General features: G+C 51.8%; 14 protein-coding genes, 2 tRNA genes, 1 rRNA gene and 11 pseudogenes. 19 read left to right on the top strand and 9 right to left on the bottom strand.

Annotation, left to right across the window (positions count from 1 at the left end; translation table 11 throughout):
• Positions 1-72: 72 nt before the first annotated feature.
• The 4 genes from mnmG to ACWWJF_RS09205 all read right to left on the bottom strand — a co-directional run bounded on the left by mnmG (position 73) and on the right by ACWWJF_RS09205 (position 4663).
• Complete coding sequence (gene mnmG / locus ACWWJF_RS09220) at positions 73-1962, bottom strand: tRNA uridine-5-carboxymethylaminomethyl(34) synthesis enzyme MnmG (RefSeq protein WP_455869267.1); 1890 nt, start codon at positions 1960-1962, stop codon at positions 73-75.
• A 406-nt stretch (positions 1963-2368) separates the two neighbouring features.
• A complete protein-coding gene (gene mioC, locus ACWWJF_RS09215) occupies positions 2369-2812 on the bottom strand; it encodes an FMN-binding protein MioC (protein ID WP_455869266.1) in 444 nt (147 codons plus the stop codon).
• A gap of 91 nt (positions 2813-2903) precedes the next feature.
• Positions 2904-3365: a transcriptional regulator AsnC gene (gene asnC, locus ACWWJF_RS09210; RefSeq protein ID WP_195313263.1), complete on the bottom strand. Its 462-nt coding sequence runs from the start codon at positions 3363-3365 to the stop codon at positions 2904-2906.
• Positions 3366-3643: 278 nt separating this feature from the next.
• Complete coding sequence (locus ACWWJF_RS09205) at positions 3644-4663, bottom strand: IS110 family RNA-guided transposase (protein WP_455869238.1); 1020 nt, start codon at positions 4661-4663, stop codon at positions 3644-3646.
• A gap of 284 nt (positions 4664-4947) precedes the next feature.
• Between ACWWJF_RS09205 and ACWWJF_RS09200 the strand changes: the two genes are divergently transcribed.
• From ACWWJF_RS09200 to asnA, 3 genes and pseudogenes are all read left to right on the top strand, one after another.
• Positions 4948-5247, top strand: a complete 300-nt coding sequence (locus ACWWJF_RS09200) for a transposase (RefSeq protein ID WP_455869719.1) — start codon at positions 4948-4950, stop codon at positions 5245-5247.
• Positions 5248-5381: 134 nt separating this feature from the next.
• Positions 5382-6116 carry an IS3 family transposase gene (locus ACWWJF_RS09195; protein ID WP_455871273.1) on the top strand — a complete coding sequence of 245 codons (735 nt, stop codon included), beginning with the start codon at positions 5382-5384 and terminating at the stop codon, positions 6114-6116.
• Positions 6058-6906, top strand: a pseudogene (gene asnA / locus ACWWJF_RS09190) (aspartate--ammonia ligase); the annotation flags it as partial. The gene ACWWJF_RS09195 and the pseudogene asnA, both read left to right, overlap by 59 nt.
• A 20-nt stretch (positions 6907-6926) precedes the next feature.
• Here the strand turns inward: asnA and viaA are convergent.
• Positions 6927-8396: an ATPase RavA stimulator ViaA gene (gene viaA, locus ACWWJF_RS09185; RefSeq protein WP_455869265.1), complete on the bottom strand. Its 1470-nt coding sequence runs from the start codon at positions 8394-8396 to the stop codon at positions 6927-6929.
• A 4-nt stretch (positions 8397-8400) separates the two neighbouring features.
• Positions 8401-9903, bottom strand: coding sequence for an ATPase RavA (ravA, locus tag ACWWJF_RS09180; protein WP_455869264.1), 1503 nt, complete (start codon positions 9901-9903; stop codon positions 8401-8403).
• A gap of 311 nt (positions 9904-10214) precedes the next feature.
• Here ravA and ACWWJF_RS09175 point away from each other — a divergent pair.
• Positions 10215-11720 (top strand): annotated as a pseudogene (locus ACWWJF_RS09175) (KUP/HAK/KT family potassium transporter); the annotation flags it as partial.
• Between the two features lie 37 nt (positions 11721-11757).
• Here the strand turns inward: ACWWJF_RS09175 and ACWWJF_RS09170 are convergent.
• Both ACWWJF_RS09170 and ACWWJF_RS09165 read right to left on the bottom strand, forming a co-directional pair.
• Positions 11758-12737: pseudogene (locus ACWWJF_RS09170) on the bottom strand (IS3 family transposase); the annotation flags it as partial.
• 180 nt (positions 12738-12917) lie between these two features.
• A pseudogene (locus ACWWJF_RS09165) lies at positions 12918-13145 on the bottom strand (transposase); the annotation flags it as partial.
• Between the two features lie 91 nt (positions 13146-13236).
• Between ACWWJF_RS09165 and ACWWJF_RS09160 the strand changes: the two are divergent.
• Positions 13237-13495 (top strand): annotated as a pseudogene (locus ACWWJF_RS09160) (KUP/HAK/KT family potassium transporter); the annotation flags it as partial.
• A 40-nt stretch (positions 13496-13535) separates the two neighbouring features.
• On the opposite strand, the pseudogene ACWWJF_RS09155 reads toward ACWWJF_RS09160, so the two are convergent.
• A pseudogene (locus tag ACWWJF_RS09155) lies at positions 13536-15244 on the bottom strand (pectate lyase).
• Positions 15245-15620: 376 nt separating this feature from the next.
• Here ACWWJF_RS09155 and rbsD point away from each other — a divergent pair.
• The 14 genes and pseudogenes from rbsD to ACWWJF_RS09085 all read left to right on the top strand — a co-directional run.
• Positions 15621-16037: pseudogene (gene rbsD / locus ACWWJF_RS09150) on the top strand (D-ribose pyranase); the annotation flags it as partial.
• Between the two features lie 7 nt (positions 16038-16044).
• A complete protein-coding gene (gene rbsA, locus ACWWJF_RS09145) occupies positions 16045-17550 on the top strand; it encodes a ribose ABC transporter ATP-binding protein RbsA (protein WP_455869263.1) in 1506 nt (501 codons plus the stop codon).
• Between the two features lie 7 nt (positions 17551-17557).
• Positions 17558-18526 (top strand): ribose ABC transporter permease, encoded by a 969-nt coding sequence (gene rbsC, locus ACWWJF_RS09140; protein WP_455869262.1) that lies wholly within the window; start codon positions 17558-17560, stop codon positions 18524-18526.
• Positions 18527-18555: 29 nt separating this feature from the next.
• Positions 18556-19446, top strand: coding sequence for a ribose ABC transporter substrate-binding protein RbsB (gene rbsB, locus ACWWJF_RS09135; RefSeq protein WP_455869261.1), 891 nt, complete (start codon positions 18556-18558; stop codon positions 19444-19446).
• A 67-nt stretch (positions 19447-19513) separates the two neighbouring features.
• Positions 19514-19969: pseudogene (locus ACWWJF_RS09130) on the top strand (PfkB family carbohydrate kinase); the annotation flags it as partial.
• Between the two features lie 96 nt (positions 19970-20065).
• Positions 20066-20701, top strand: a pseudogene (locus tag ACWWJF_RS09125) (IS4/Tn5 family transposase DNA-binding protein); the annotation flags it as partial.
• A 103-nt stretch (positions 20702-20804) separates the two neighbouring features.
• Positions 20805-21845: an IS481 family transposase gene (locus ACWWJF_RS09120; protein WP_455868660.1), complete on the top strand. Its 1041-nt coding sequence runs from the start codon at positions 20805-20807 to the stop codon at positions 21843-21845.
• A gap of 58 nt (positions 21846-21903) precedes the next feature.
• Positions 21904-22359, top strand: a pseudogene (locus tag ACWWJF_RS09115) (transposase); the annotation flags it as partial.
• 180 nt (positions 22360-22539) lie between these two features.
• Positions 22540-22785, top strand: a complete 246-nt coding sequence (locus ACWWJF_RS09110; protein ID WP_455871010.1) for an IS4 family transposase — start codon at positions 22540-22542, stop codon at positions 22783-22785.
• A gap of 6 nt (positions 22786-22791) precedes the next feature.
• Positions 22792-23302: pseudogene (locus tag ACWWJF_RS09105) on the top strand (PfkB family carbohydrate kinase); the annotation flags it as partial.
• A gap of 3 nt (positions 23303-23305) precedes the next feature.
• Complete coding sequence (gene rbsR, locus ACWWJF_RS09100) at positions 23306-24307, top strand: ribose operon transcriptional repressor RbsR (protein ID WP_455869260.1); 1002 nt, start codon at positions 23306-23308, stop codon at positions 24305-24307.
• A gap of 455 nt (positions 24308-24762) precedes the next feature.
• Positions 24763-26304 (top strand): 16S ribosomal RNA (locus tag ACWWJF_RS09095).
• A 75-nt stretch (positions 26305-26379) separates the two neighbouring features.
• Positions 26380-26456 (top strand) — tRNA-Ile (locus tag ACWWJF_RS09090).
• 104 nt (positions 26457-26560) lie between these two features.
• Positions 26561-26636: transfer RNA gene (locus ACWWJF_RS09085), tRNA-Ala, on the top strand.
• Positions 26637-26763: the final 127 nt, after the last annotated feature.

The following is a 26763-nucleotide window of genomic DNA, read 5'->3' as shown; positions in this document are numbered from 1 at the left end:
ATATCTGATGAAACGTGGCTGCCAGGAACAGCCACAAAATGACACACCGTAGTGCACTATCTGTATCGGTTATCAGGCGCTGCGGCGCAGTAGCCCTTGTTTTTTCAGCCAAACCAGAAGAATAGAGATCGCTGCTGGGGTAATTCCCGAAATACGCGAAGCCTGACCAATGGACCCCGGTTTGTGGTCGTTGAGTTTGGCTTTCACTTCGTTGGAAAGCCCGCTCACCTGACCATAATCCAGATCCGCTGGCAGTACGGTACTCTCATTGCGCAGCTGTTTTTCAATCTCGTCCTGCTGACGCGCAATGTACCCTTCATACTTCACCTGAATTTCAACCTGCTCTGCCGCCTGAACATCCGTGAGCGCGGGCGAGAACATCGATAACGAGGTCAGGGTAGCGTAATCTATCTCGGGACGACGCAGCAGTTCCTCACCGGTCGCTTCGCGCGACAGCGGCGTTTTCAGCAACGCGTTCACCACCTCTCGCTGTTCACTGTGGGGATGAACACGAATTTCACGTAGACGCTGGCGTTCCTGCTCAATCTGTTCCAGCTTCTCGTTGAAACGCGCCCAGCGATAATCGTCCACCATTCCGAGTTCACGACCAATTTCAGTGAGACGCAGATCGGCGTTGTCTTCGCGCAGCATCAGGCGGTATTCGGCACGCGAGGTGAACATGCGGTAGGGTTCTTTGGTACCGAGCGTACATAGGTCGTCCACCAGCACGCCCAGATACGCCTGGTCGCGACGTGGGAACCAACCGTCCTGATCGAACGCCATACGTGCGGCATTCAAGCCAGCCAGCATGCCCTGAGCAGCAGCCTCTTCGTAACCGGTTGTGCCGTTTATCTGTCCGGCAAAGAACAAACCGTGGATAAATTTGCTTTCCAGCGTAGGCTTAAGATCGCGCGGATCGAAGAAATCGTATTCGATAGCATAGCCGGGGCGCACTATCTTGGCGTTTTCCATGCCTTGCATCGAACGAACGATTTGCCACTGTACGTCGAAGGGCAAGCTGGTCGAAATGCCGTTGGGGTAAATCTCGTTACTGGTCAGCCCTTCAGGTTCAAGGAAAATCTGATGCGCATTGCGATCGGCAAAGCGCATCACCTTGTCTTCAATCGACGGACAATAACGCGGGCCAATCCCCTCGATCACACCTGCATACATCGGGCTGCGATCGAGGTTATTGCGGATCACCTCATGGGTTTTTTCATTGGTGTGCGTGATGTAACACGGCATCTGCGCCGGGTGCTCACTGGCGTTCCCCAGGAATGAGAATACCGGCATTGGATTATCACCGTGCTGCGGTGCCAGCACGCTGAAATCAATGGTGCGCGCATCGATACGCGGTGGCGTACCGGTTTTAAGGCGACTGACACGCAACGGCAACTCACGCAGTCTGCACGATAGCGGTATGGAGGGCGGATCGCCAGCACGTCCACCGCTGTAGTTATCCAGACCGATGTGAATTTTACCATCAAGGAATGTCCCAACGGTCAGCACCACTGTTTTGGCGCGGAACTTCAGTCCCATTTGGGTGACTGCACCGACTACACGATCGTTCTCGAAAATAAGATCGTCAACCGCCTGCTGGAAGATCGTCAGGTTTGGCTGGTTCTCCAGCGCAGTGCGTACTGCCTGACGATAAAGCACGCGATCCGCCTGTGCACGGGTAGCACGAACGGCAGGACCTTTACTGTTGTTTAGTATTCTAAACTGAATACCGCCCCGATCGACAGCGCGAGCCATCAGGCCGCCCATGGCGTCGATCTCTTTAACCAGATGTCCCTTTCCGATCCCACCAATAGCCGGATTGCAGGACATTTGTCCCAGCGTATCGATATTGTGTGTCAATAATAGGGTTTGACGCCCCATGCGTGCCGCAGCCATGGCGGCTTCTGTGCCCGCATTGCCACCGCCGATCACGATGACGTCAAAAGGATCTGGATAAAACATGGTACTGCACCTCGCGTGGTGTTAACGAGAATAGTCGGGTTAACGATGTGTGCCTAAGATCATTGCTTGCCTTGGGGAAGGGGATTCTACTCAAGTTTACGCAAACGACAAGCCCGTTGGATCGTCGGTAGTTAAAGAAAGATCTTTTTATATAGAGATCTTTTTATTGGATCTATTATTAGGATCCATACTGCTTGTGGATAAGTACTTTTTCCAGATGAAGATCAAAAAATTGTTGATGATCGTTTGCTGTGAATGATCGGTGATCCTGTACCGTATAGCTTGGGATCAAAACAGTTGGTTATTCACATGACAAAAAACGAACAACGGTTGTTATTGGGATAACTACCGGTTTTCACCCGGATATACATAAAGTTATACACAATTAAGTGGCTAAATAAACCGCTTAATTGAGTAATTCTACCCACGGAGCCAACCAGATTTCTGCTGGATCCTCGGGAATATCGTGCTCGGTGATGTCGATCTGCAACATCTCGCCGATCCTTTTTGCGCCACGATCCGTAAGAATACGATCCACAGTCACGATCGCACCGCAGAAGGTGTCATACTCTTTGCTGCCGATCCCGATCGCGCCATAACGAACCTGCGAAAGATCCGCTTTCCGATCGCTAATCTGCTTAAACAATAGTTGCAGGTTATCCGGTAATTCACCGGCACCGTGGGTTGAGCTCACCAGTAGCCATACTCCGCTCTGCGGGAGATCGTCCAGTTGCGGGCCATGTTGAACATTAGTGGAAAAGCCTTGCTGTTCCAGTAACTCAGCCAGATGTTCTGCCACATACTCCGCACTGCCTAACGTACTGCCGCTGATAAGCGTAATGTCTGCCATGCTCGATCCCGTCCGAATAAAAGATGCGATATTGTACGCTGTGATCGAGCTGTTATCTACCTGTGGATAATAGGGATATACCTGTTGACGTTTACGGGGTGATCGTCCGCATGATCGGGTTCTGTAGCGAGATCAGGGTTTCCGTAGACTGAATTTCATCGATGGTCTGGATCTTGTTGATAAGTACGTGTTGCAGTGCGTCAATGGAACGGCACATTACTTTGATGAAAATGCTGTAATGCCCGGTGGTGTAGTAGGCTTCTACCACTTCTTCCAGGTTATTCAGTTTCTCCAGTGCTGAGGGGTAATCCTTGGCGCTTTTTAAAATGATGCCGATAAAGCAGCACACGTCATAGCCGAGTTGCTTAGGGCTGACATCAACCCGGGTGCCGACAATAATGCCAGCCTGCTTCATTTTCTCGACGCGAACGTGGATGGTGCCGGGACTGACCGAAAACTGCTTGGCCAATTCGGCATAAGGGGTGCGGGCATTTTCCATTAAAGCGTTTAGGATGCCGCGATCGAGATTATCGATCTGATAAATTTCAGTCATAATTTTTTATATGAACGCATCCCGTTTGCAAGGCATCCATTATTTTGACATTGACGGGTAGGTTGCAGCTTTATATCCGGCTTTTTTGCAGCCATAAAGCTGCGAGCCCCTACGTAATCCGCTGATTCACGCCTCATTTCCTTAGCGAGCTTTAAGCTCAAAAAATCATTCAGGTTTAGCGAGTCCCGGTCTTACCTGTCTTTGTCATCACGCTGGCCACCAGAGCAACCTTTTTGCATTCACCCTTTTTAAGAGTAAATAGTTATCGGTATCAGCGATTAATAGGGCCTGATACTGACATGATTTTTATCGTACTTACGCTCATGGGCGGCTAGCGCCCACACAGTTCGCGCCAGCTTATTTGCCATCGCCACGATAGCCACACCGGTCGGACGCCGTTTTTTAAGTTCCGTTATCCATGGCCCAGGCTCTTTAGCAACTAACGAAGCGGCTCTTGCCCCATGGATAAACAGCGTTCGCAGATAGGTGTCACCACGTTTGCTTATCCCCAGCAGCCGAACTTTCCCCCCGGAACCCGTCTGCTTCGGCACCAGACCGACATAAGCAGCGAACTGTCTGCCGGATTTAAACGCTGAGGCTTCCCCCATGGTGGCAACTGCCGCTGTGGCGATTAACGGCCCCACGCCGGGAATTTCCATCAGCCGTTTACAGGTTTCGTTCTGCCGGGCCACGCTGTTAAGCTGTTTTTCAAGGCCATCTATCAGCATGTCCAGCTCATTCAGTCTGTTGTATTGGTCTTCCAGCACGGTGATGAGATACGGCGGCAGCTTCGTTTTCAGCCGCTCCAGTGCAGCCGGTAGCTCCCTGTCCATCGCTGCCCGACCTTTATGGATGGTTTCGCCAAACTCCAGTAATGTTCCGTGCAGCGCGTTAATCTGTGCAGTTCTGAACTTCACCAGTTGTCTGCGTGAACGGTGCAGAACCAGTACCGATTGCTGTTCTTCCGTTTTTACGGCTATCGCCTTGCCTGGCTGCTGTACCGCCATCCAGATAGCGCGGGCATCCATGACATCATTCTTGTTGCCCATGACGAACGCCTTGACGAACCGTCCCTGCATCAGCCGGACTTTATGCCCCAGCTTTTCCAGTTCCCGGGCCCAGTGCTGAGAGCCTCCACAGGCCTCCATGCCAATCAGGCAAGGCTCCCGGTTACTGAAGAACGTCAGAAAATCCTTGCTGCGCAGCTGCTTGTCCACCACTTCACCTGTGTGCTCATTGACGAAGTGAACCTGAATCAGATGCTTTGCGATATCAACGCCAACCGGTGTATATTTCATGCTGTGGAGTCTCCAGTCTGAGGGAGCTTTATGCATCCCGTATTGGGCACCATGATGCCGGAAATCTGCGAGGCTCCACACCTGCCGACTTCACTCTTTCAACCATCATTCTGCTCCGCGCTTAAGCTTAAAGAGGTGGGATGCGTTCATTACATTTCCTTATATTTAGTTCTTTCTCATTTTTAGCATGCGTTAAATGAGGAATCAAAACTGTAGTGGCACACTGATACTGGCCACCTGAGCGGAGGTGATATGCTCACCTCATCAACACGACAGGTGACCTCATGGGTAAACATTTTACGGCGGAATTTAAGCTCGAAGCCGCAAAGCTGGTTGTCGACCACGGCTACACATACGTTAAGGCCGCAGAGGCGGTTAATGTCAGCCATTCTGCCATTAGTCGCTGGGTCAATAAGCTTCGCCTTGAACGACAGGGAAAAACGCCAACGGGACTTCCTCTTACCCCTGAACAGCTCGAGCTGCGTGAGATGAAGAAAAAAGTCCAATGCCTTGAAATGGAGAACGAAATCCTAAAAAAGGCTACGGCGCTCTTAATGTCGGACTCACTCAACGGTTCACGGTAGTCGACAGGCTGAGGGCGCGATACCCGGTCACGGCGTTGTGCCAAACTTTTGAGGTACATCGCAGCAGCTACAGGCACTGGCAGGCTTCCGCTAATGAACCCGACGGTGAGCGCGTGGTTAAGTGTAGCCGCGTCATGGAAGCCTGGAACGCCAGCGGCGGCTCTGCCGGCGCTCGAAGTATCGCGACCATCGTCACCGGCAGCTCCGGTGTCAAAATGGGGCGCTGGCTGGCTGGCAAGCTGATGAAGGAGCTGGGTATCGCCAGCTGCCAGCGACCGGCTCACAAATACAAACGCGGCGGCAATGAACACGTTGAAATACCGAACTATCTCAACCGCCAGTTCGCGGTTACCGCGCCGGATCAGGTCTGGTGCGGCGATGTGACCTACATCTGGACGGGCAAATGCTGGGCTTACCTTGCGGTGGTGCTAGACCTGTTCGCCCGCAAACCGGTGGGCTGGGCCATGTCGACGTCGCCGGACTCGGCGCTGACAGTTAAAGCGTTGCAGATGGCCTGGGAACTCCGGGGACAACCAACAGGAGTCATGTTCCACAGCGACCAGGGCAGCCACTATACCAGCCGTCAATACCGGCAAGCCCTGTGGCGCTGCCGGATAAAGCAGAGTATGAGTCGGCGGGGTAACTGCTGGGATAATGCGCCAATGGAGCGGTTCTTCCGCAGCCTGAAGACAGAATGGGTGCCGACAAAGGGTTACAACAGCTTCAGCGAAGCCCAGGACGCGATTATCCGCTACATCACGGGGTATTACAGCGCTATCCGGCCTCACTGGTATAACGGCGGCTTAACTCCAAACGAATCTGAGCGACTGTTCTACATACAGTCTAATGCGGTGGCCAATATTAGTTGACCACTACAACTCCCTGGCGAAATGGAAGCGTAAAACCTTGGGTGACTATGACTTTAGCTCTGGGGAAGGGATCTACACCCACATGAAGGCGCTGCGCCCGGATGAAGATCGCTTGAGCCCGATCCACTCTGTTTATGTCGATCAGTGGGATTGGGAACGCGTAATGGGGTATGGCGAGCGTTCCATCGACTATTTGAAATCCACCGTTAACCACATTTATCAGGCAATCAAAAGCACCGAAGCAGAGGTCAGCAGCAAGTTTGGCCTGACGCCTTTCCTGTCGGAAACCATTCATTTTGTCCACAGCGATACGCTGCTCAAGCGTTATCCTGAACTGGATGCCAAAGGACGCGAACGCGCGATCGCCAAAGAACTGGGTGCCGTATTCCTGATCGGCATTGGCGGAGCGTTGTCTCACGGTGAGCGTCACGATGTGCGTGCGCCGGATTATGATGACTGGTCGTCAGCGGGTGAACAGGGTCTGAAAGGACTGAATGGCGATATTCTGGTGTGGAACCCGGCGTTAAACGATGCCTTTGAGCTCTCTTCCATGGGGATTCGTGTCGATGTTGAGGCGCTCCAACGTCAGTTGACACTGACGGGGGATGTCGATCGTCTGGCTCTGGAGTGGCATCAGGCGTTGCTGCGTGGTGACATGCCGCAAACCATTGGTGGCGGTATCGGTCAGTCCCGCCTGGTGATGCTGTTGCTGCAACTGGCGCACATTGGTCAGGTGCAGTGCGGTGTGTGGCCACAGCCAGTCAGAGAAGCCGTGCCTGCATTGCTGTAATCGCTGTAGAAGCGCTACGCTCAGGCGTGGCGCAACCGCCGCAGTAAACGTCCTTTTAACCCTGTATCCACGTGCCAGATATGGTCGAAAATGTGCAGGATGCCAGGTTTTCCATGTTGTGACATCGCAACGGCATGAAAACGATGGTGATGTTGTTGCTGTCGTTGCCGAACGCGTTGCACGGTATCTTCAGGCAAGCGCTGTGCGATGAAATCAGAAATCATCACCGCATCGGCATCATGCCACACATCATCTTCCAGTTTGTCCAGCAGCGCTGACATACAGGCTGCCATGTCGGTGCCGCCACGAAACGATTGACCAAGAAAACGCGTGGCCTGTTCTATACCTGTGACGGCTGTCAGCTCATAGCGCACGATATCTGTGGCAAACAACATAATGTAGCAACGGCGATTATCGGCAAGGGCAACGCGCATCAGTGCCAGACAAAAGGCTTTGGCGCAGCGTTCATTGAAACCGCCCATCGAGCCTGAGGTATCTACACAAACAATAAAAGGGCCCCTGGGCTGCTGCTCGTTTTGCTGATGTGAAACCGGACGCTCTATTACCTTTTCGTGCCAGCTTTCCCCCTGTAGCCGATAGGTCAGCAACCGCCGTTCCAACAAGCGACGATAGAATTCGTATTCCAGCTCTTTTATACCCATTGCGGCCAATTCGGCGGGGAGAAGGCGCAGAATATCATCGCTTTGATGAATGCCATCCACTTGCTCTGGCACCGTATCCGGTTCACGAACCATCACGCGAAACGCTTCGCGCGGTGCTTCGGTGGAGAGAATGGATTTGGTTTCCCGGCTGCGACCTAAAAGCTCGGCCAGGCGCTGCAATGAAGGCTGCTTTTGTAGAAAGTCGCAGAAGTTAATCAGGGTTTGCAGCTCGGTTTTAATCAATTTTCCCGCGCTGAGATCCCATAATCGTCCGGCGGCTGTCTCGTTCTCCGCCAGTACGGCTTCCAGTTTGCCGGTCAAGGTCAGCCGCTGCTGTAACTCATCAAGCAGGATCTCTTTTTCTGCCTCCATCAATTGATGGTGCAAGGAGACCGTTTGCAAAGAGAGGCTCATTTTCCAGCGCTGCAAGAACAAAGCGTGGAAGGCGTTGCTAAACCGCTGCCCAAGCGTCGGTTCAGCCTGGGCTATCAGCTTGTTAGCCTGAGAAAGAAAAGGCGAGTCCACCGTTTGCAGCGTATCAACAATACGGGGAATGCGTGACTGAAAGGTCAGATTGTCGATGGTCTGGGTATTTTGATAGCAGGTAAACTCCCGCTCCAGATCGGCAGGTGCCACGGTTGCACGCAGGCGCTGCTTGAGTGACGCTTTCCATTCAGGCAGATCGTACAGCAGAGCCGCTTTCATTCTCGGGTGCTGTTCAAGAAAGGCCGCAAGCTGTGGCGTAGCCAACAGCGCGATAACCAGGTCGTCCAAAAGCTCGTTTTCGTCAATGTACAACAGCATTTCCAGCGATTCCAACGTCAACATTCTATCAATCCTGTAGCGAGAGCTGTATCTGTTCGTCGACCTGTTGCAGGCTGTCTTCTATTTTTGCCAGCCAGTCGGCAGGGATGAACAAACACGGCTGATGGTGGTGAAACAGACATCGCTGCTCGCGCAGTTGTTGACGCAATTTCTCATATTTATCAGTAAGTTCTGTCGGTAAGGTACAGTCTCGTTTTTCAGGTAAAGAAAGAATGGTGGTCTGTAGGCTGATATCGCGCACCGCAAGATGAAGGTGATCATCTACGTACATGTCGAGGTGCTGGGTAAACCCGATACCGTTGAGTTTTCCCCTGATTTCGCCTTCTCCGCCTTTTTGCAGCCATAACTGCAAGGCGTTTTTTTCTAACACGATATGTGTCACATCAATATTATTCAGTACCAGCGGGCGCTGCAACACCACGGTTAATGTCTCTTTATTCAGCGCTTCCGGTAGCAGGTAGTGGGCTTTACGGCTGATAAATGCCCCCTGTTTTTCGACCGTGATCGCCTGCAACTCGCTCTGTTGCTGCTGATATTGCTGCCGTTTCACGTTTAATTGCTGCAAGCGGAACAGCAGAGCCTGTTGTTGATAGGCGTGCGCGGTGATGAGCTGCTCGGTGTGCTGTTCCACCAGTGTTTGCGAATCCCTATCATGCCACAGGCAATCTTTCAGCAAGATGATATCAAGCGGGACAATGCTTTCACGGCCAGAGAAGAACGCGCAGGCTTGCAGCAGCCGCAGCGCTTTCTTCCAGCGTCGATCGGATACGTACGGCGCGTTGTCGGTGGTATTCAGCTGTTGGCGCAGTGCGTAAATCAATTCAAAGCAGGCATCCGACAAGGCGATGCGATCGATGGCGCTTTGCCATGACTGGTACTCTTCGTCGCTGACGCTCAGTGACAGCGGCACTGGGTTGTCGCGATCGTTACTGGTGTGCGTCAACAATGCACGGAAGTTTTGTTTTTCCTGCACTTTATCCAGCCACAGGCGAATAAGCATGCGGTCATAGAGTGCTTCTAAGCTGCTGTCTGATTCGGGCAGTTCATTGGAAGCGGTTACCAGCAGCCGCATGGGGATAGTTTCTTCATGGCTGCCGTTGCGAAAGCGCCGCTCATTGATGGCTGTCAGCAGGGTATTGAGAATGGCCGGGCCGGCTTTCCATATTTCATCCAGAAAAACGATTTCTGCCTCCGGCAAGTAGCCGCCGGTAAGACGCTGATAACGCCCTTCATCTTTTAGCGCCTGAATCGACAACGGGCCAAACACCTCTTCCGGGGTAGAGAAGCGTGTCATCAGGTATTCGAAAGCGCTGACGTCACGAAACGCGAACTTGAGGCGACGCGCGATCATGCTCTTGGCGATGCCAGGCGGTCCCAGCAAAAACACGCTTTCGCCGCTGAGCGCGGCGAGCAGGCACAGGCGAATAGCGTGCTGACGTTCATACAGGCCGTGTTCAAGGGCTTGGCTGAGGCGTGTAATACGATCGGCCAAAGAGGCTGATTGAAGCATAAGGGATCCGTTTTTACTCTGATGACGCAAAACAGGGTGTTAAGCGATAAAGTCATTAACGATGATGCAATAATATACGGCAGATCACAGATTTTTTTTAATCGTATCTGCGTCGATTATTGCCATCTTTGGCTATGTTAATCAATAAACCAGTTTATTTCTGGATGTTTCGAGACGGCGTGAAGGGATGGGTTTTTGCATGAATATATGCATACTGTGCGCTTTCGGGCTAAGTCTACGAAAAACGCATTGATCTCTACGCAGTGAAAACAGCGGAAGTCGCAAAGTGAAAACAACAGAAGATAGGCGCTATGAGCTCAGAGCATAAGCAATCGCTTCCTGCCATTACCTTGGCAGCTATTGGCGTGGTGTACGGGGATATCGGCACCAGCCCGCTTTATACATTAAGGGAATGCCTTTCCGGACAGTTTGGGTTTGGCGTCGAGCAGCATTCAGTATTTGGCTTTCTCTCGCTGATTTTCTGGCTGCTGGTACTGGTAGTGTCACTCAAGTATATCTCCTATGTGATGCGAGCCGACAACGCCGGAGAAGGGGGAATTTTGACCCTGATGTCACTGGCCGGACGCCACACCAGCGATCGCATGACATCCATCGTGGTGATCAGGGCTGATTGGCGGCGGATTTTTTTATGGCGAAGTGGTGATCACCCCGGCGATGTCGGTGCTTTCAGCAATGGAAGGGATTGAGATTGCTGCCCCCGAGTTGGACAGTTACATCGTGCCGCTGTCGGTGATTGTGCTGACCTTGCTGTTTGCCATTCAGAAACACGGCACCAGCAGCGTGGGTAAGCTGTTCGCGCCGGTGATGCTGATTTGGTTTTTGACGCTGGCGGTGCTGTGGTACTGGCGATCACCGGGGTGGAGGCGCTGTATGCGGATATGGGGCACTTTGGTAAATTCCCTATTCGCTTGGCGTGGTTTACCGTGGTGTTGCCGTCGTTGGTGCTCAACTATTTTGGTCAGGGGGTGTTGCTGCTGCATAACCCGGAAGCCATCAAAAATCCCTTCTTTTTACTGGCTCCCGACTGGGCGTTGATTCCGCTGCTGATCCTGGCAACGCTGGCGACCATCATCGCTTCTCAGGCCGTTATCTCCGGCGTATTCTCGCTGACGCGTCAGGCGGTACGTCTGGGGTATTTGCCGCCAATGTGTATTGTGCATACGTCAGACATGGAATCCGGGCAGATTTATATTCCGGCGATAAACTGGCTGCTGTATACGGCGGTGGTGATTGTCATCGTCAGCTTCGAGCATTCTGGCAATTTGGCGGCAGCTTACGGTATCACGGTGACCGGAACCATGGTACTGACCAGCATTCTTTCCGCGACCGTGGCGGTAAAAAACTGGCACTGGCACCGCTATCTGGTGTGGCTGTTGCTGGTGGCGATGTTGTTGATTGATATCCCATTGTTTCTTGCCAACGTGGTTAAAATCCTTTCCGGCGGCTGGTTGCCGCTGGGATTGATCATGTTTACCATTATGACGACCTGGAAGAGCGAGCGTTTCCGTTTACTGCGTCGTTTGCATGAGCATGGTAATTCACTGGATGCGATGATTGCCTCACTTGAGAAAAACCAGCCGGTACGGGTGCCGGGTACGGCGGTCTATCTGTCGCGCGCGACGCACGTCATCCCGTTTGCATTACTGCATAATCTCAAACACAACAAAGTATTGCACGAAAGGGTGGTGCTGCTGACCATGCACACAGAAGCGGTTCCCTATGTGCATAACGTGCAGCGCGTTACGGTTGAACAGCTTTCCCTGACCTTTTGGCGCGTGATTGCCAACTACGGTTGGTGATCTTGATCCACCATCTCCGGACAGCTTTTGTATCTTAAGTTAACGATGCCCGCTGGCGCCGATATTCTCTTGGGGAGTTGTATCCCAGCGCACTGTGCGGATGGTTTTCATTGTAATGATTGAACGCCGCTGCAAGATTCTTCAGCGCTGTTCGCACATCGGGTTTTGGCATGAAAGCGATGTAATCTTCCTTCATCGTCTTCACGAACCGTTCTGCCATGCCGTTACTCTGTGGACTGCTCACTGCTGTTGTGCAGGGCTCCAGATTCAGTTCTCTGGCGAACTTCCGCGTTTCATGCGCTGTGTACGCTGAACCATTATCCGTCAGCCATTGCACTGGTTTATCCGGCAGCGCGCTACCGAAGCGTTTTTCCACCGACCTCAGCATCACATCCTGCACGGTTGAACTGTCATAACCCCTGGTGCTCGCTGCCCAGTCTATGGCCTCCCGGTCGCAGCAGTCCAGTGCGAACGTCACCCGCAGCTTCTCGCCGTTGTCACAACCGAACTCGAAGCCATCTGAGCACCAGCGCATATCGCTCTCTGCTACCGCGATTTTGCCTTTATGCTCCCGCTTCGGACGTTCAGTTTTATCATGCAACAACAGCAGGTTATGCTCGCTCATTATCCTGTAAAGCCGTTTGGCGTTCACCGGTGGAAGTCCCTCTGCACGACGTTGCTTACGCAGGATACCCCACACTCGGCGGTAACCGTAACTGGGCATGTCGCTGATGATACGGAGGATGTCCGATAATATCTCAGCATCAGCTTCGTCATTACGCCGGTTGCTGCGCCTGTCCAGCCAGTCGGCAGAACGGTTAACCCGCAGTGACAGCTGCGCACGCGACACGCTCATGGCGCGGCTGACCAGAGCTATTCCCCGTCCTTTGGCAACAAGGGCGCGTGCGCTATCCATTTTCGCGACTGGCCGTACTCCACTGCTTCTTTGAGGATCTCAACTTCCATCGTCTTCTTACCCAGAAGGCGCTGTAGCTCCCGGACCTGCTTGAGGGCATATCGTTATACACATCTTTTGGCCATTTTTTGAACAGGATGCTCAGAACCCCGTGAATTAAGGCATTCAAGCCATCCCATTGGCTTTTTGAGGTTCAAAATGCCACTCTGAGATAAACCCGTAACTCATTGATTAAACAGTGCGTTAGAAAGATGTGTATAACGATATGGCTTGAGGGCAGTCGCCAGCGCCGAAGCTGGAACCACTTCTTCTGCGGCCGCAACGGCGGTGAGGCTTCCTTCCTGGTATTGCTTCTTCCACTTAAACAAAAGGCTGGGCTGGATGCCATGCAGGCGGGCTACATGGGAGACGTTCATCCCCGGCTCCATTGTCTGCTGAATGATGGCGATTTTCTCTTGCGGAGTTTTACGCTTACGGACTTCTTGCCCTAACAGGATCCCGGTCATTTCAAAATTAGCATGATTGTTAGACATATATCTAAGCCTATCTCTTATCTGGAGATACAGCTACTGTCTGGTGTTACAGGGGGCTACATCAGCCAACTACGGTTGGCGGCAAACGCCCAACGTGGAAGAGGTGTTTCACCGCTGTTGGCAGGAGGGGGTTAGTTTGCCAAATGATGGAAACATCGTTTTTCATGTCCAATGAGTCGCTGACCATGGGCAAACGGCCCTGGTTTCTGCGCGTGCGCGGCAAGGTGTTTATGATGCTGAGTCGCAATGCGTTACGCGCGGCCGATCAGTTTGAGATACCGCCAAACCGGCTGATAGAGCTGGGGATTCAGGTAGAGATTTAGTGTATGACGCCCTCGAAATAGAGGGCGTCATTTTTGGTGATTATTTACCGTTCGGTTTTAAGTTTTCCCCTTCCTTCAGGGCAAACAGCTCATCATCACGGGTGGATACGCGGGCGCTGCCGTCCGGCATACGATAAGCCCCTTCGGTAAAGCCGGAACCGTTCAGGAACGGGGCAACGGCCTGTGGTTTGTTCTTCAGCGTAGCTTCCAGTGCCAGCAGCGCGTAGGGATCGATGCTATCTATCGACGCATATTGATACTTTGCTGAGTTCATAAAGAAGTCGTTGTGCAGATTATTGCTGACAATGTTGTCAGCCACTTTTTCGGCTACCGTCAGGTAGATTTTATCCTGCGTTGCCTGCCACAGATCGATCAGCGCAAAAATAGCATACGGGTCGCTGTTCTTGGTGCTGATATTGACGCTGACGCCTTTACCCGGTGCTGAGCCGATATCTCCCAGATCCAACCCCTTGGCGATGCCGCGTGCCACTTTCCACAGATCGGCATCCTTCTCGAGCGTGTAGGCGCGGGCGTAGGACAACAGGAAATCACTGCTGGCCGGGTAAGCTTTCAGTACCGTTCCTTTCTTACCGTAGTAACCATCGCGTGGCAGCGTGTAGTTGGAAAGATCGGTACCGTTGGCCAGCATAGGACGGAAGGTATTGTTACTTTCGTCATAGGCGTATTTGGCAAACGCTTTTAGGCCATCCAGCGTCCATTTCTTGATATCGTCGCCGTCTTTACCGAGATCTTTCGCCAGTTGTAGCTGCATTAGCGCATTTTCGGAATAGAGCGTGCTGGTGCGCCCCTTCAACATCATGTTGCCCTCCAACGCAGCAGGTCCAAACTCTGGTCCGAACTGACGTTGAGCACGGTCACCGTATTTGGAGTTGGTATCGCTGTCATCGCTGGTTTCAGCGCGTTTTAATGCCTGGGTGAACTGATAAACGCCCAGGCCCGTTTTTTTATCGCGCGGCAACACATACTGCTCCGCCAGCCGTTTTGCCCATACCAGCGCGCCGGCTTCATGGTTATTTTTATAGAGCAGGGATGCGGAATAGATCAGGTCATTACCGGCGTTAAGAAAACTCAGCCCTTTGGTAGCGAAGAAAGGCGGTTGTTGGGTAAAGCTGTTGTCCCAAAGTTTACCGATCTCCTTACCGTACTGACCGTGGCGGCTGGTTTCCAGGATTTGCCAGTCATAAACATGGGCATTCCAGAAAGCGCGAATGAAGCGAACCGTCGCCGGTTTATCCACGGCAAACATCAATTCGTAGTAGGGATAGGCATTTTTCAGCTCATGAACCAACTCTTTTTCACTGGGGCCTTCGGGCTGTAGCGTTTTCAAATCAACAAAACGGTGTCCCCCCAAATCAGCAGACCGCTTTTATCCTGATAGCGATCAAAATAGTAACGCACACTGGTTTTGGCGCGCTGTTGATAACGCTCATCACCCGTCAGGTTAGAGAGGCCAACCAATACGCGCATAAAGTTTTGCTGAGCGGAAAAATTGGAGAGTACCGCTGTGCGCCCATCGGGGAAAATCCACTCAAGCTGTTTACCGGTGCGCGGATCGACACCGCTCGCCAATAACGGTGAAGGCTGCGTGCCGTGATAATGGTCGCCCGCTTTATCCAAGACGTTATCGGCATACTGTTTTACGATCGTCAAACGATCGGTACTGTGCGCCTGAGTGGTGAATGCAGCCATACAGCATAGGGCTGCCAAAGAGAGGGATATGTTTTTCATCGTTAGAGTCCTTGTGAACAAACCAGAGTTTTTTCGGCAGGCGTCAGAGTGCCGTTATTGTTTAAATTGTGAGTATGGTGATGTGAGCTTTAGGAAGTGAGGTAAATTATACGAAAAAAGAAACGCTGTTTTAATAAATGAATTATCTGGTTTCATTGTTTGTTTTTAATTTGTGATAGCTATCAATCTTCCGACACCGGTGGTCAACGGCTATTTTCTAACCTAATGTTTTTCTTATATCTCTTTTTTTGATAGCGAACCGTTTCGATGACGATCACAATTCCGCAAACTCTTTTTTGCTTTATCAGGATTTTTTCTTAAACTTTACTGCAAGCGAAACGTTTCGCTGTCGTTATCAAAACGAGTGACATAATAAAAAAAAAGCGTATTACTCAATTCCGAAGTCTCGAGTGTGATTGCCCGCCTTGGGCACACTGACCAAGTGGTGGTGTGTGATGCAGGGTTACCCATTCCTGCCACTACCGCCCGTGCTGATCTGGCGCTAACACACAATGTGCCTACTTTTATACAGGTGATGAGCGTGATTACGCAGGAGATGCAGGTAGAAGCGGCGATTGTTGCGCAAGAGATTATCGAGAAGAACCCAGAGCTCCATGAAGTTATTCGTGAGCATTTGCAACAGCTTGAACAACACCAGGGAAATACCATTGCGTTGCACTATGTCAGTCATGAGGCATTCAAGATGCAAAGCGGGCAGAGCAGGGCCGTTTTTCGCAGCGGTGAATACTCGCCCTATGCCAATATTATTTTATGTGCTGGCGTAACCTTCTGAGGCTGAGATGGAACCTTTATTACAGTTGCAGGGAATAGTAAAAACTTTTCCCGGTGTAAAAGCGCTGTCCGGTGCTGCCCTGAATGTCTATCCCGGCAAGGTGATGGCGCTGGTTGGGGAAAACGGCGCCGGGAAATCTACCCTGATGAAGGTGCTCACCGGTATTTACCGCAAAGATGCCGGTCATGTTCGCTCTCTCGGGCAGGACGTTGCCTTTAACGGGCCAAAATCATCACAGCATGCGGGTATCGGTATTATTCACCAGGAACTTAACCTGATTCCCCAACTGACGATTGCTGAAAATATTTTCCTTGGCCGCGAGTTTACCGGAGCCTTGGGGCGCATTGATTGGCAAAAGATGTACGCCGAAGCCGATAAACTGCTGAAAAAGCTAAATCTGCGCTACAACAGCCGCCGACTGGTCGGCGAGTTGTCCATTGGTGATCAGCAAATGGTCGAGATTGCCAAGGTGCTGAGCTTTGAATCCAAAGTGATCATCATGGATGAACCCACGGATGCACTGACGGATACCGAAACCGCGTCCTTATTTACTGTGATTAAGGAACTGACCGCACAGGGTTGCGGTATCGTCTATATCTCCCACCGCCTGAAAGAAATTTTCGAGATTTGCGATGACGTGACTGTGCTGCGCGACGGTCAGTTTATCGGTGAGCGACCGGTCAACCAACTGCATGAAGAGCAACTCATTGAAATGATGGTGGGGCGCAAGCTGGAAGAGCAGTACCCTCGGTTGAATACCGTGCCGGGCGATATTCGCTTGAGTGTTAAAGACCTGACGGGGCCGGGTGTTGACGGTGTCAGTTTTACGCTGCGGCAGGGGGAAATTCTCGGTGTTTCTGGCCTGATGGGCGCAGGGCGTACCGAACTGATGAAGATCCTGTATGGCGCACTTCCTCGTACGCGCGGTGATGTGGCGCTGGATGGCCGTGAGGTGGTGACGCGCAGTCCGCAGGATGGGCTGGCAAACGGCATCGTTTATATATCTGAAGATCGCAAACGTGATGGCCTGGTGTTGGGGATGTCCGTCAAAGAGAACATGTCGCTGACGGCATTGCGTTACTTCAGCCGTGGCTTTGGTGCACTCAAACATGAAGACGAACGCACCGCGGTTAGTGATTTCATCCGTTTATTCAATATTAAAACCCCCTCAATGGCACAGCCAATTGGCCTGTTGTCCGGCGGAAATCAACAGAAGGTCGCGATTGCTCGCGGGCTGATGACGCGGCCGAAAGTGCTGATCCTCGATGAACCTACGCGCGGCGTCGATGTGGGAGCCAAGAAAGATATCTATCAGTTAATCAACCAGTTCAAGGAAGAGGGCCTCAGCATCATTTTGGTTTCATCGGAAATGCCGGAAGTACTCGGTATGAGTGATCGCATTTTGGTGATGCATGAAGGCCGCTTGAGCGGTGAATTCTCCATTGAGCAGGCCACTCAGGAAGTGCTGATGGCGGCGGCGGTTGGCAAGCAATATAGCGTAAAGCAGGAGTAAGTCAGACATGAGTTCCGAATCTATCACGGCAAAGCGCTGGTTCAGTAAAGAGTGGCTGTTGGAGCAAAAGTCGCTGATTGCCCTGCTGATCCTGATCGCAGTGGTCTCGTCCATGAGCCCTAACTTTTTCACGGTCAATAACCTGTTCAATATCCTGCAACAGACATCGGTGAACGCCATCATGGCGGTAGGGATGACACTGGTTATTCTGACCTCGGGTATCGATTTGTCAGTCGGATCATTGCTGGCGCTGACCGGCGCGGTGGCGGCATCGATTGTTGGCCTGGAAGTGAATGCGCTGTTGGCGGTGTTTGGTGCATTAGCGCTCGGTGCGGCAATCGGGGCGGGCACTGGCGTGATTGTGGCGAAAGGAAAGGTGCAGGCGTTTATCGCCACGCTGGTGATGATGTTACTGCTGCGCGGCGTCACCATGGTTTACACCAACGGCAGCCCAATAAACACCGGTTTTTCTGACGTTGCGGATACCTTCGGCTGGTTTGGCATTGGTCGCCCTCTGGGGATTCCTACACCGATCTGGTTGATGGTTATCGTTTTTATCGCTGCCTGGTACATGCTGCACCACACGCGGCTCGGACGCTATATCTATGCGCTGGGCGGCAATGAAGCGGCGACCCGCTTGTCGGGCATCAGCGTCGATAAAGTCAAGATTATCGTCTACGCCTTATGTGGGCTGTTATCCGCATTGGCTGGGATTATCGAAATCGCGCGCTTGTCATCGGCACAACCGACGGCGGGCACGGGGTATGAACTGGATGCGATTGCGGCAGTGGTGCTGGGCGTAACCAGTTTGGCGGGTGGTAAAGGGCGCATTGTCGGCACGCTCATCGGCGCGCTGATTCTTGGGTTCCTCAACAATGGACTGAACCTGTTAGGTGTTTCTTCTTACTACCAAATGATCGTTAAGGCAGCCGTTATTTTGCTGGCGGTTTTGGTAGATAACAAAAGCAGTAAATAACCTTCATTCTCACGCATAGGAATTGGATTATGAATATGAAAAAACTGGCTAAGCTGGTTTCTGCTGTTGCATTAAGTGCCACGGTTAGCGCCAATGCGCTGTCGAAAGAGTCGATAGCATTGGTGGTTTCTACCCTGAATAACCCGTTCTTCGTGTCATTGAAAGACGGCGCGCAAAAAGAAGCTGATAAATTGGGCTACAACCTGGTGGTGTTGGATTCGCAAAACAACCCGGCAAAAGAGCTCTCCAATGTTCAGGATCTGACCGTGCGCGGTACCAAACTGCTGCTCATCAACCCGACAGACTCTGATGCCGTGGGTAATGCGGTGAAACTGGCGAATCAAGCCAATATTCCGGTGATTACCCTGGATCGCGTAGCGGGCAGCGGCACGGTTGTGAGCCACGTGGCGTCTGATAACGCCTTCGGCGGTAAAGTCGCCGGTGATTTCATCGCGAAAAAATTGGGTGAAGGTGCCAAGGTGATTCAGTTGGAAGGTATCGCCGGAACCTCTGCTGCCCGTGAACGCGGAGCCGGTTTTATGAAATCCGCTGAGAAAAACAAATTTGTCATGCTGGCCAGCCAGCCCGCTGACTTCGATCGTACTAAAGGGCTGAACGTGATGCAGAACCTGCTCACCGCACACCCTGATGTAAAAGCAGTGTTTGCACAAAACGATGAAATGGCACTGGGTGCGCTGCGTGCTCTGCAAACTGCGGGTAAAACAGACGTCATTGTGGTCGGTTTTGATGGCACGCAGGATGGCGTAAAAGCCGTAGAGGGCGGGAAACTGGCTGCCACTGTTGCACAACGTCCTGAAAAAATAGGTGAAATTGGCGTGCAAACCGCTGACAAGGTAATCAAAGGTGAAAAGGTACAGGCGATTATCCCGGTTGATCTAAAACTGGTTGTTAAAGAATAACGCATAACAACGACAAGCAGCGCCGCCGGAACAAGGCGGCGCTTTTAATCACTTTTGGGGCGATTTTATGAAAACGGGCAAACTCGTGGTGTTGGGCAGTATTAATGCCGACCATATCCTCAATCTGGCACACTTCCCTCAACCGGGCGAAACGGTGATCGGTAAGCAATATCAGGTCGCTTTTGGTGGTAAAGGTGCCAATCAGGCGGTCGCTGCCGGGCGCAGTGGTGCCGATATCGCATTTATCGCTGGCGTGGGTGAGGATGATATTGGTGCCCGTATTCGCGAGCAGTTGTCTCGTTATCAGATAGACGTTTCTGCTGTTGAAACCGTTGCCAATGAAACCACGGGCGTTGCGCTGATTTTTGTGAATGGCGACGCTGAGAATATGATTGGCATTAACGCGGGTGCCAATGCGGCTATCACTCCCGATGTTCTGACGCGTCACCGTCAAAAAATCATTGATGCTTCTGCTTTATTAATGCAGCTTGAGTCACCTCGTTATACACAAGTCCGCAACGCCTTATATACCAAGGGTTAGCGGGCTGAAATAGGCAGCCGGTGGGGTTGTAAATGAAGTGAAACCGACGTGTACTATCGCCATTTACGGCGCTGAAAAATGACACGGGATTCAGATGGCTGGGCACACCAAGAACTGGAAGGGGTAAATCTTGGTGACACGAGGCTCAATAAGCGTGCCAAAGGGCTTTTGATACGGCTGGCTGAGAATCCGCAAGCCAGCATTCCGCATGCGTGCCTCGGATGGTCTGAGACGCTGGGTGCTTACCGCTTCATGGAGAACCAAGCATTCGAATGGCGAGACATTCTGCAACCTCACTGGCAGCGTACGCAGGAAAGGATCCGAGAACACGAGGTTGTGCTGTGTATCCAAGACACTACCGAGCTTGACTTCAACGGGCAGCAAATCCAAGGCTTGAGTCCCTTGAACTACGAAGCCAGGCGTGGTCTGTACCTGCATCCGACCTACGCGGTCAGTCCGGATCGCGTGGGGTTGGGCGTACTGGATGCGTGGATGTGGGCAAGAGAGCCGAAGGATGCAGACGGAAAACGCGATGGGCTCAAGGAGAGTACGCGCTGGCTCGAGGGATACGAGCGAGTTGCTGAACTCGCCTCGGAGTTGCCAAACACACGTCTGGTGTACTTAGCCGATCGCGAAGCGGATATCAAGGCGTTGATGCAGCTAGCTGATGACCTTGGCACTCCGGCTGACTGGTTGATCCGCTCGACTCATAATCTGTATTAGTCGCGACTTGATCTGACACTGGACCTTGAAAGGTTGAGAGTTACCGGTTTTGATATGGGTGTCGAATCCTTATACAAAACACGAGGTAACTCTCATGCTTCATACTAACAATCCCATCATCAAACACAAAGCCGGCCTGCTCAATCTCGCCGAAGAACTCGGTAACGTATCAAAAGCCTGTAAAATCATGGGGGTGTCACGCGACACGTTTTATCGCTATCAGGAACTGGCGGCAGAAGGCGGCATTGACGCTCTGGTTAACCAAAACCGCCGGGTTCCCAACCTGAAAAACCGTGCTGATGAAGCCACTGAACGTGCGGTTGTTGATTACGCCATTGAGTTCCCGGCTCATGGCCAGCACCGGACCAGTAATGAGCTGCGTAAAAAAGGCGTCTTCATTTCTGGCAGCGGTGTGCGCTCCATTTGGCAACGACACGATCTGGAAAACTTTCGTAAGCGCCTGAAGGCACTTGAGGAAAAAGTTGCCAGAGAAGGCATCGTACTTACTGATGCTCAAATCGCTGCACTGGAGAAGAAGGCGCACGACGACGAAGCCTGTGGTGAAATAGAGACTGCTCACCCGGGTTATCTGGGGTCGCAGGACACCTTCTACGTGGGTAATCTGAAAGGTGTTGGCCGTATCTACCAGCAGACGTTCGTGGATACGTACTCGAAAGTGGCGCACTGCAAGCTTTACACGAGTAAAGCACCGATCTCTGCCGCCGACCTGCTCAATGATCGCGTGCTGCCGTTCTACGAAGCTCAGGGGCTGCCAATGCTAAGAATACTGACCGACAGAGGGACGGAGTACTGCGGTAAAGTGGAACAACATGACTATCAGCTGTACTTGGCTATCAACGATATAGACCATACGAAAACGAAAGCGATGTCTCCGCAGACAAACGGTATCTGCGAGCGCTTCCATAAAACTATTTTGCAGGATTTTTATCAGGTTGCGTTCCGTAAGACGTTATACGAGGACCTAGAAAGTCTACAAAAGGATCTGGACAACTGGTTGTGGCATTACAATAATGAGCGAACTCATCAGGGTAAAATGTGCTGCGGGCGTACGCCAATGGCCACGTTACTTGATGGTAAACGAGTCTGGGCAGAAAAAAATCTGAACCAGATTTAATCTGACAGACACCTGTATAAATAACCGGTAACTGTCAGATCAGGTCTGAGCTAATACACATAATCGCAGTCTGGACTGTAATGAGAAGCTTTGGCAGAAGGTTGGAAAGACCGTGCCGGTGGGAGAAATCCAATTCGTTATGGCGGCTCGCGCGGGGCAGAAGGCGCGTACGGTGAAACAGGCGCTGCGCGTGAAGCGAGTGTCGCTGCGTTGCGGGTTGGCAGTGACTTGTGTGATAGCCAAGGAAATTGAGCCGCCAGCAGGCGTGAAGCCGGTCGAGTGGCGGTTGCTGAGCAATCGCGTACCTGAAGGACGAGAAGATATCGTGGAGCTGATCGACTGGTATCGGGCTAGATGGGAAATCGAGATGTTCTTCAATGTGCTGAAGAACGGCTGCTGTGTCGAAGCGTTACAGTTATCGACCGTGGATCGCATTGAGCGGGCATTGGCGCTGTTCATGATCGTGGCATGGCGCATCGCCTATTTAATGCGTATGGGACGAACCTGTCCAGAGCCATATCGTTATACACATCTTTTGGCCATTTTTTGAACAGGATGCTCAGAACCCCGTGAATTAAGGCATTCAAGCCATCCCATTGGCTTTTTGAGGTTCAAAATGCCACTCTGAGATAAACCCGTAACTCATTGATTAAACAGTGCGTTAGAAAGATGTGTATAACGATATGGTCCAGAGCTGGGCGCAATGTTGTTCTTTGATTCCGACGAGACTCATGGAGCTTACCTACTGATGAACAAGCGTATGCCCAAGGGCCGCCCTAAGCTAAACGAAGTATTGCGCTTAGTTGCGCAACTCGGAGGCTTTCTTGCTCGAAAAGGCGACGGTGAACCAGGCGCAAAAACTATCAGGAAAGGCTTGCAGAAAGTCATGACGGCCGCCGAAACGCTACGCGCGCTCAGGCACGAACAGAGATGTGTATAACGAGGTGAGCTTGAGTCCCCGTTGGAGACCGTTATTGCCGCTGCTCAGTTGGCGCATCAGCACCAAACGCGTGTAATTTTAAACCCGGCTCCCGCCTGTTACTTGCCGGATGAACTGCTGGCGCTGGTGGATATTATTACGCCGAATGAAACGGAAGCGCAGCGTCTGACCGGTGTCACCGTGCAGAACGAGCAAGATGCCGCACAGGCTGCACAACTGTTGAATAATAAAGGCAATTACTACCGTGCTGATTACATTGGGTAGTCGCGGCGTATGGCTGAGTGAAAACGGGGAAGGTCAGCGTATTCGCGGTTTCCAGGTTCAGGCCGTAGATACGATTGCGGCGGGCGATACCTTTAATGGTGCGCTGGTCACTGCACTTTTGGAAAATCAACCGATGCAAACCGCCGTGAAATTTGCTCATGCTGCCGCTGCCATTGCGGTAACTCGTGCTGGTGCTCAGTCCTCTGTGCCGTGGCGCAATGAGATCGACGCATTTTTACACTCTCAGGGGTGATATGTGGCCACAATGAAGGATGTTGCTCGCCTGGCGGGCGTGTCGACGTCAACCGTTTCACATGTAATCAATAATAATCGCTTTGTTAGTGACACGGTGCGCGAGCGGGTATTGGCGGCAGTTGATTCTCTCAACTACGCACCGTCTGCGCTGGCGCGCAGTTTGAAGATCAATCAGACGCAAACTATCGGTATGTTGCTAACGGCCAGTAGTAACCCATTTTATGCTGAAGTGGTGCGTGGCGTTGAACGCAGTTGCTATGAGCGCGGGTATAGCCTGATCCTGTGTAATACAGAAGGCGACCACAACCGCCTGGACCGTAGCCTGGAAACCTTGATGCAAAAGCGGGTTGATGGCTTGTTACTGATGTGTACCGAGAACCACCGCCCTTCATCGGAGACCATTAGCCGTTACCCGTCAATTCCACTGGTGATGATGGACTGGTCGCCGTTTGAAGGCGTGAGTGATGTTATCAAGGACAATTCTCTGCTTGGCGGAGATATTGCAACCCGCCATCTGATCGATAGCGGTTACCGCAATATCGCCTGTATCGCTGGCCCACAAGATAAAACAACGGCCTATAACCGACTGTTAGGCTATCGGCAGGCGATGCAGCGTGCAGGTTTGCCCGTTCCTGATGACTACGTGGTGTTAGGGGATTTCGAGTTTGAAACCGGATACCAAGCGATGCGTAAACTGCTGTCGCTGGCGCAAAGGCCGGATGCTGTGTTCTGTAATAACGATGCGATGGCGGTTGGGGTTTATCACGCGCTCTATCAGGCAGGATTCTCTATTCCAAGGGATATGGCCGTGGTGGGTTATGACGATATCGAACTGGCGCGTTATATGTCTCCACCGTTAACGACGATTCATCAACCTAAAGATGAATTGGGGGAACTGGCGGTGGATACGTTGTTATACCGTTTGGAACATCCTGAAACCGAGCCAACGGTACTGGTATTAACGCCAGAGTTGGTGATGCGCGAGTCGGTGGCTCATCGGTAAATGGGATTTACGACGCAGTAAAATGGGGTTATTGGGATGAAATAGCGTCATCTATGCTGGTTTGCTATGCGATTCGCCGAAAAAACACCCACTCGGAAATAAAATTGAAATTAGCCCTTGTCAGGGCGCGAGAAGTGTCTATACTGCGCCTCCACTGACACGGCAACAGCGACACGCGGTTGCGGTAACAGTCGGAAAGTTAAACGCGAAATTGAAAAATTAACGTTGACTTTTCAGCGGTGCAGCGTAATATACGCCTCCCGCGCCACGGTAGATGTGGCAACGCTCTTTAACAATTAATCAGACAATCTGTGTGGGCACTCACAGGACTTTATCGTAAAGCCTCAGGGCTTAAAAAATAAAAGTCTTGAAGAGTGAACAACAGTTAATTCATTACGAACTAACAGTAATAATTCTTTGAGCATCGCTTCTCGAGTAGAAGCAAATCAAACTTTAAATTGAAGAGTTTGATCATGGCTCAGATTGAACGCTGGCGGCAGGCCTAACACATGCAAGTCGAGCGGTAGCACAAGGGAGCTTGCTCCCCGGGTGACGAGCGGCGGACGGGTGAGTAGTGTCTGGGAAACTGCCTGATGGAGGGGGATAACTACTGGAAACGGTAGCTAATACCGCATAACGTCGCAAGACCAAAGTGGGGGACCTTCGGGCCTCACGCCATCAGATGTGCCCAGATGGGATTAGCTAGTAGGTGGGGTAACGGCTCACCTAGGCGACGATCCCTAGCTGGTCTGAGAGGATGACCAGCCACACTGGAACTGAGACACGGTCCAGACTCCTACGGGAGGCAGCAGTGGGGAATATTGCACAATGGGCGCAAGCCTGATGCAGCCATGCCGCGTGTGTGAAGAAGGCCTTCGGGTTGTAAAGCACTTTCAGCGAGGAGGAAGGCAGTAAGGTTAATAACCTTGCTGATTGACGTTACTCGCAGAAGAAGCACCGGCTAACTCCGTGCCAGCAGCCGCGGTAATACGGAGGGTGCAAGCGTTAATCGGAATGACTGGGCGTAAAGCGCACGCAGGCGGTTTGTTAAGTTGGATGTGAAATCCCCGGGCTTAACCTGGGAACTGCATTCAAAACTGGCAAGCTAGAGTCTCGTAGAGGGGGGTAGAATTCCAGGTGTAGCGGTGAAATGCGTAGAGATCTGGAGGAATACCGGTGGCGAAGGCGGCCCCCTGGACGAAGACTGACGCTCAGGTGCGAAAGCGTGGGGAGCAAACAGGATTAGATACCCTGGTAGTCCACGCTGTAAACGATGTCGATTTGGAGGTTGTGCCCTTGAGGCGTGGCTTCCGGAGCTAACGCGTTAAATCGACCGCCTGGGGAGTACGGCCGCAAGGTTAAAACTCAAATGAATTGACGGGGGCCCGCACAAGCGGTGGAGCATGTGGTTTAATTCGATGCAACGCGAAGAACCTTACCTACTCTTGACATCCAGAGAATTTAGCAGAGATGCTTTAGTGCCTTCGGGAACTCTGAGACAGGTGCTGCATGGCTGTCGTCAGCTCGTGTTGTGAAATGTTGGGTTAAGTCCCGCAACGAGCGCAACCCTTATGCTTTGTTGCCAGCGATTCGGTCGGGAACTCAAAGGAGACTGCCAGTGATAAACTGGAGGAAGGTGGGGATGACGTCAAGTCATCATGGCCCTTACGAGTAGGGCTACACACGTGCTACAATGGCGTATACAAAGAGAAGCGACCTCGCGAGAGCAAGCGGACCTCATAAAGTACGTCGTAGTCCGGATTGGAGTCTGCAACTCGACTCCATGAAGTCGGAATCGCTAGTAATCGTAGATCAGAATGCTACGGTGAATACGTTCCCGGGCCTTGTACACACCGCCCGTCACACCATGGGAGTGGGTTGCAAAAGAAGTAGGTAGCTTAACCTTCGGGAGGGCGCTTACCACTTTGTGATTCATGACTGGGGTGAAGTCGTAACAAGGTAACCGTAGGGGAACCTGCGGTTGGATCACCTCCTTACCTAATGATACTGATTCTGTGAAGTGTTCACACAGATTGTCTGATGAAAGAAATCGAGCGGTTAGAAGACCTTATAGGCTTGTAGCTCAGGTGGTTAGAGCGCACCCCTGATAAGGGTGAGGTCGGTGGTTCAAGTCCACTCAGGCCTACCAAAATCGTTCTCAATGCTGCGTTGCTCGCCCACTCGCATACTGATGTATGCTTCGCGAACTCGCGCCTTGCCTGAGAGCGATTTGGCAAAGGTTTACTATTCTATGGGGCTATAGCTCAGCTGGGAGAGCGCCTGCTTTGCACGCAGGAGGTCTGCGGTTCGATCCCGCATAGCTCCACCATCTATCGTCTCGATACCCAATACTTCAGAGTGTACTGTTTGACAGTATGCTGCGAAGTATTTTGCTCTTTAACAATCTGGAACAAGCTGAAAATTGAAACGAGCAATATTGGCTCACTACCAATATT

Source organism: Symbiopectobacterium sp. Eva_TO (assembly GCF_053848865.1).
Note: the sequence above shows the minus strand (reverse complement) of the source record. Positions and strands in the feature narration are given on the sequence as shown.

Bases quoted from the DNA above. Each gene is read 5' to 3' on its own strand.
- mioC (WP_455869266.1), bottom strand. From the start codon at position 2,812: ATGGCAGACATTACGCTTATCAGCGGCAGTACGTTAGGCAGTGCGGAG.
- mnmG (WP_455869267.1), bottom strand. From the start codon at position 1,962: ATGTTTTATCCAGATCCTTTTGACGTCATCGTGATCGGCGGTGGCAAT.
- ACWWJF_RS09200 (WP_455869719.1), top strand. From the start codon at position 4,948: ATGGGTAAACATTTTACGGCGGAATTTAAGCTCGAAGCCGCAAAGCTG.
- ACWWJF_RS09205 (WP_455869238.1), bottom strand. From the start codon at position 4,663: ATGAAATATACACCGGTTGGCGTTGATATCGCAAAGCATCTGATTCAG.
- ACWWJF_RS09195 (WP_455871273.1), top strand. From the start codon at position 5,382: ATGGAAGCCTGGAACGCCAGCGGCGGCTCTGCCGGCGCTCGAAGTATC.
- asnC (WP_195313263.1), bottom strand. From the start codon at position 3,365: ATGACTGAAATTTATCAGATCGATAATCTCGATCGCGGCATCCTAAAC.
- rbsC (WP_455869262.1), top strand. From the start codon at position 17,558: ATGAGTTCCGAATCTATCACGGCAAAGCGCTGGTTCAGTAAAGAGTGG.
- viaA (WP_455869265.1), bottom strand. From the start codon at position 8,396: ATGTTGACGTTGGAATCGCTGGAAATGCTGTTGTACATTGACGAAAAC.
- rbsB (WP_455869261.1), top strand. From the start codon at position 18,556: ATGAATATGAAAAAACTGGCTAAGCTGGTTTCTGCTGTTGCATTAAGT.
- rbsA (WP_455869263.1), top strand. From the start codon at position 16,045: ATGGAACCTTTATTACAGTTGCAGGGAATAGTAAAAACTTTTCCCGGT.
- ravA (WP_455869264.1), bottom strand. From the start codon at position 9,903: ATGCTTCAATCAGCCTCTTTGGCCGATCGTATTACACGCCTCAGCCAA.
- ACWWJF_RS09120 (WP_455868660.1), top strand. From the start codon at position 20,805: ATGCTTCATACTAACAATCCCATCATCAAACACAAAGCCGGCCTGCTC.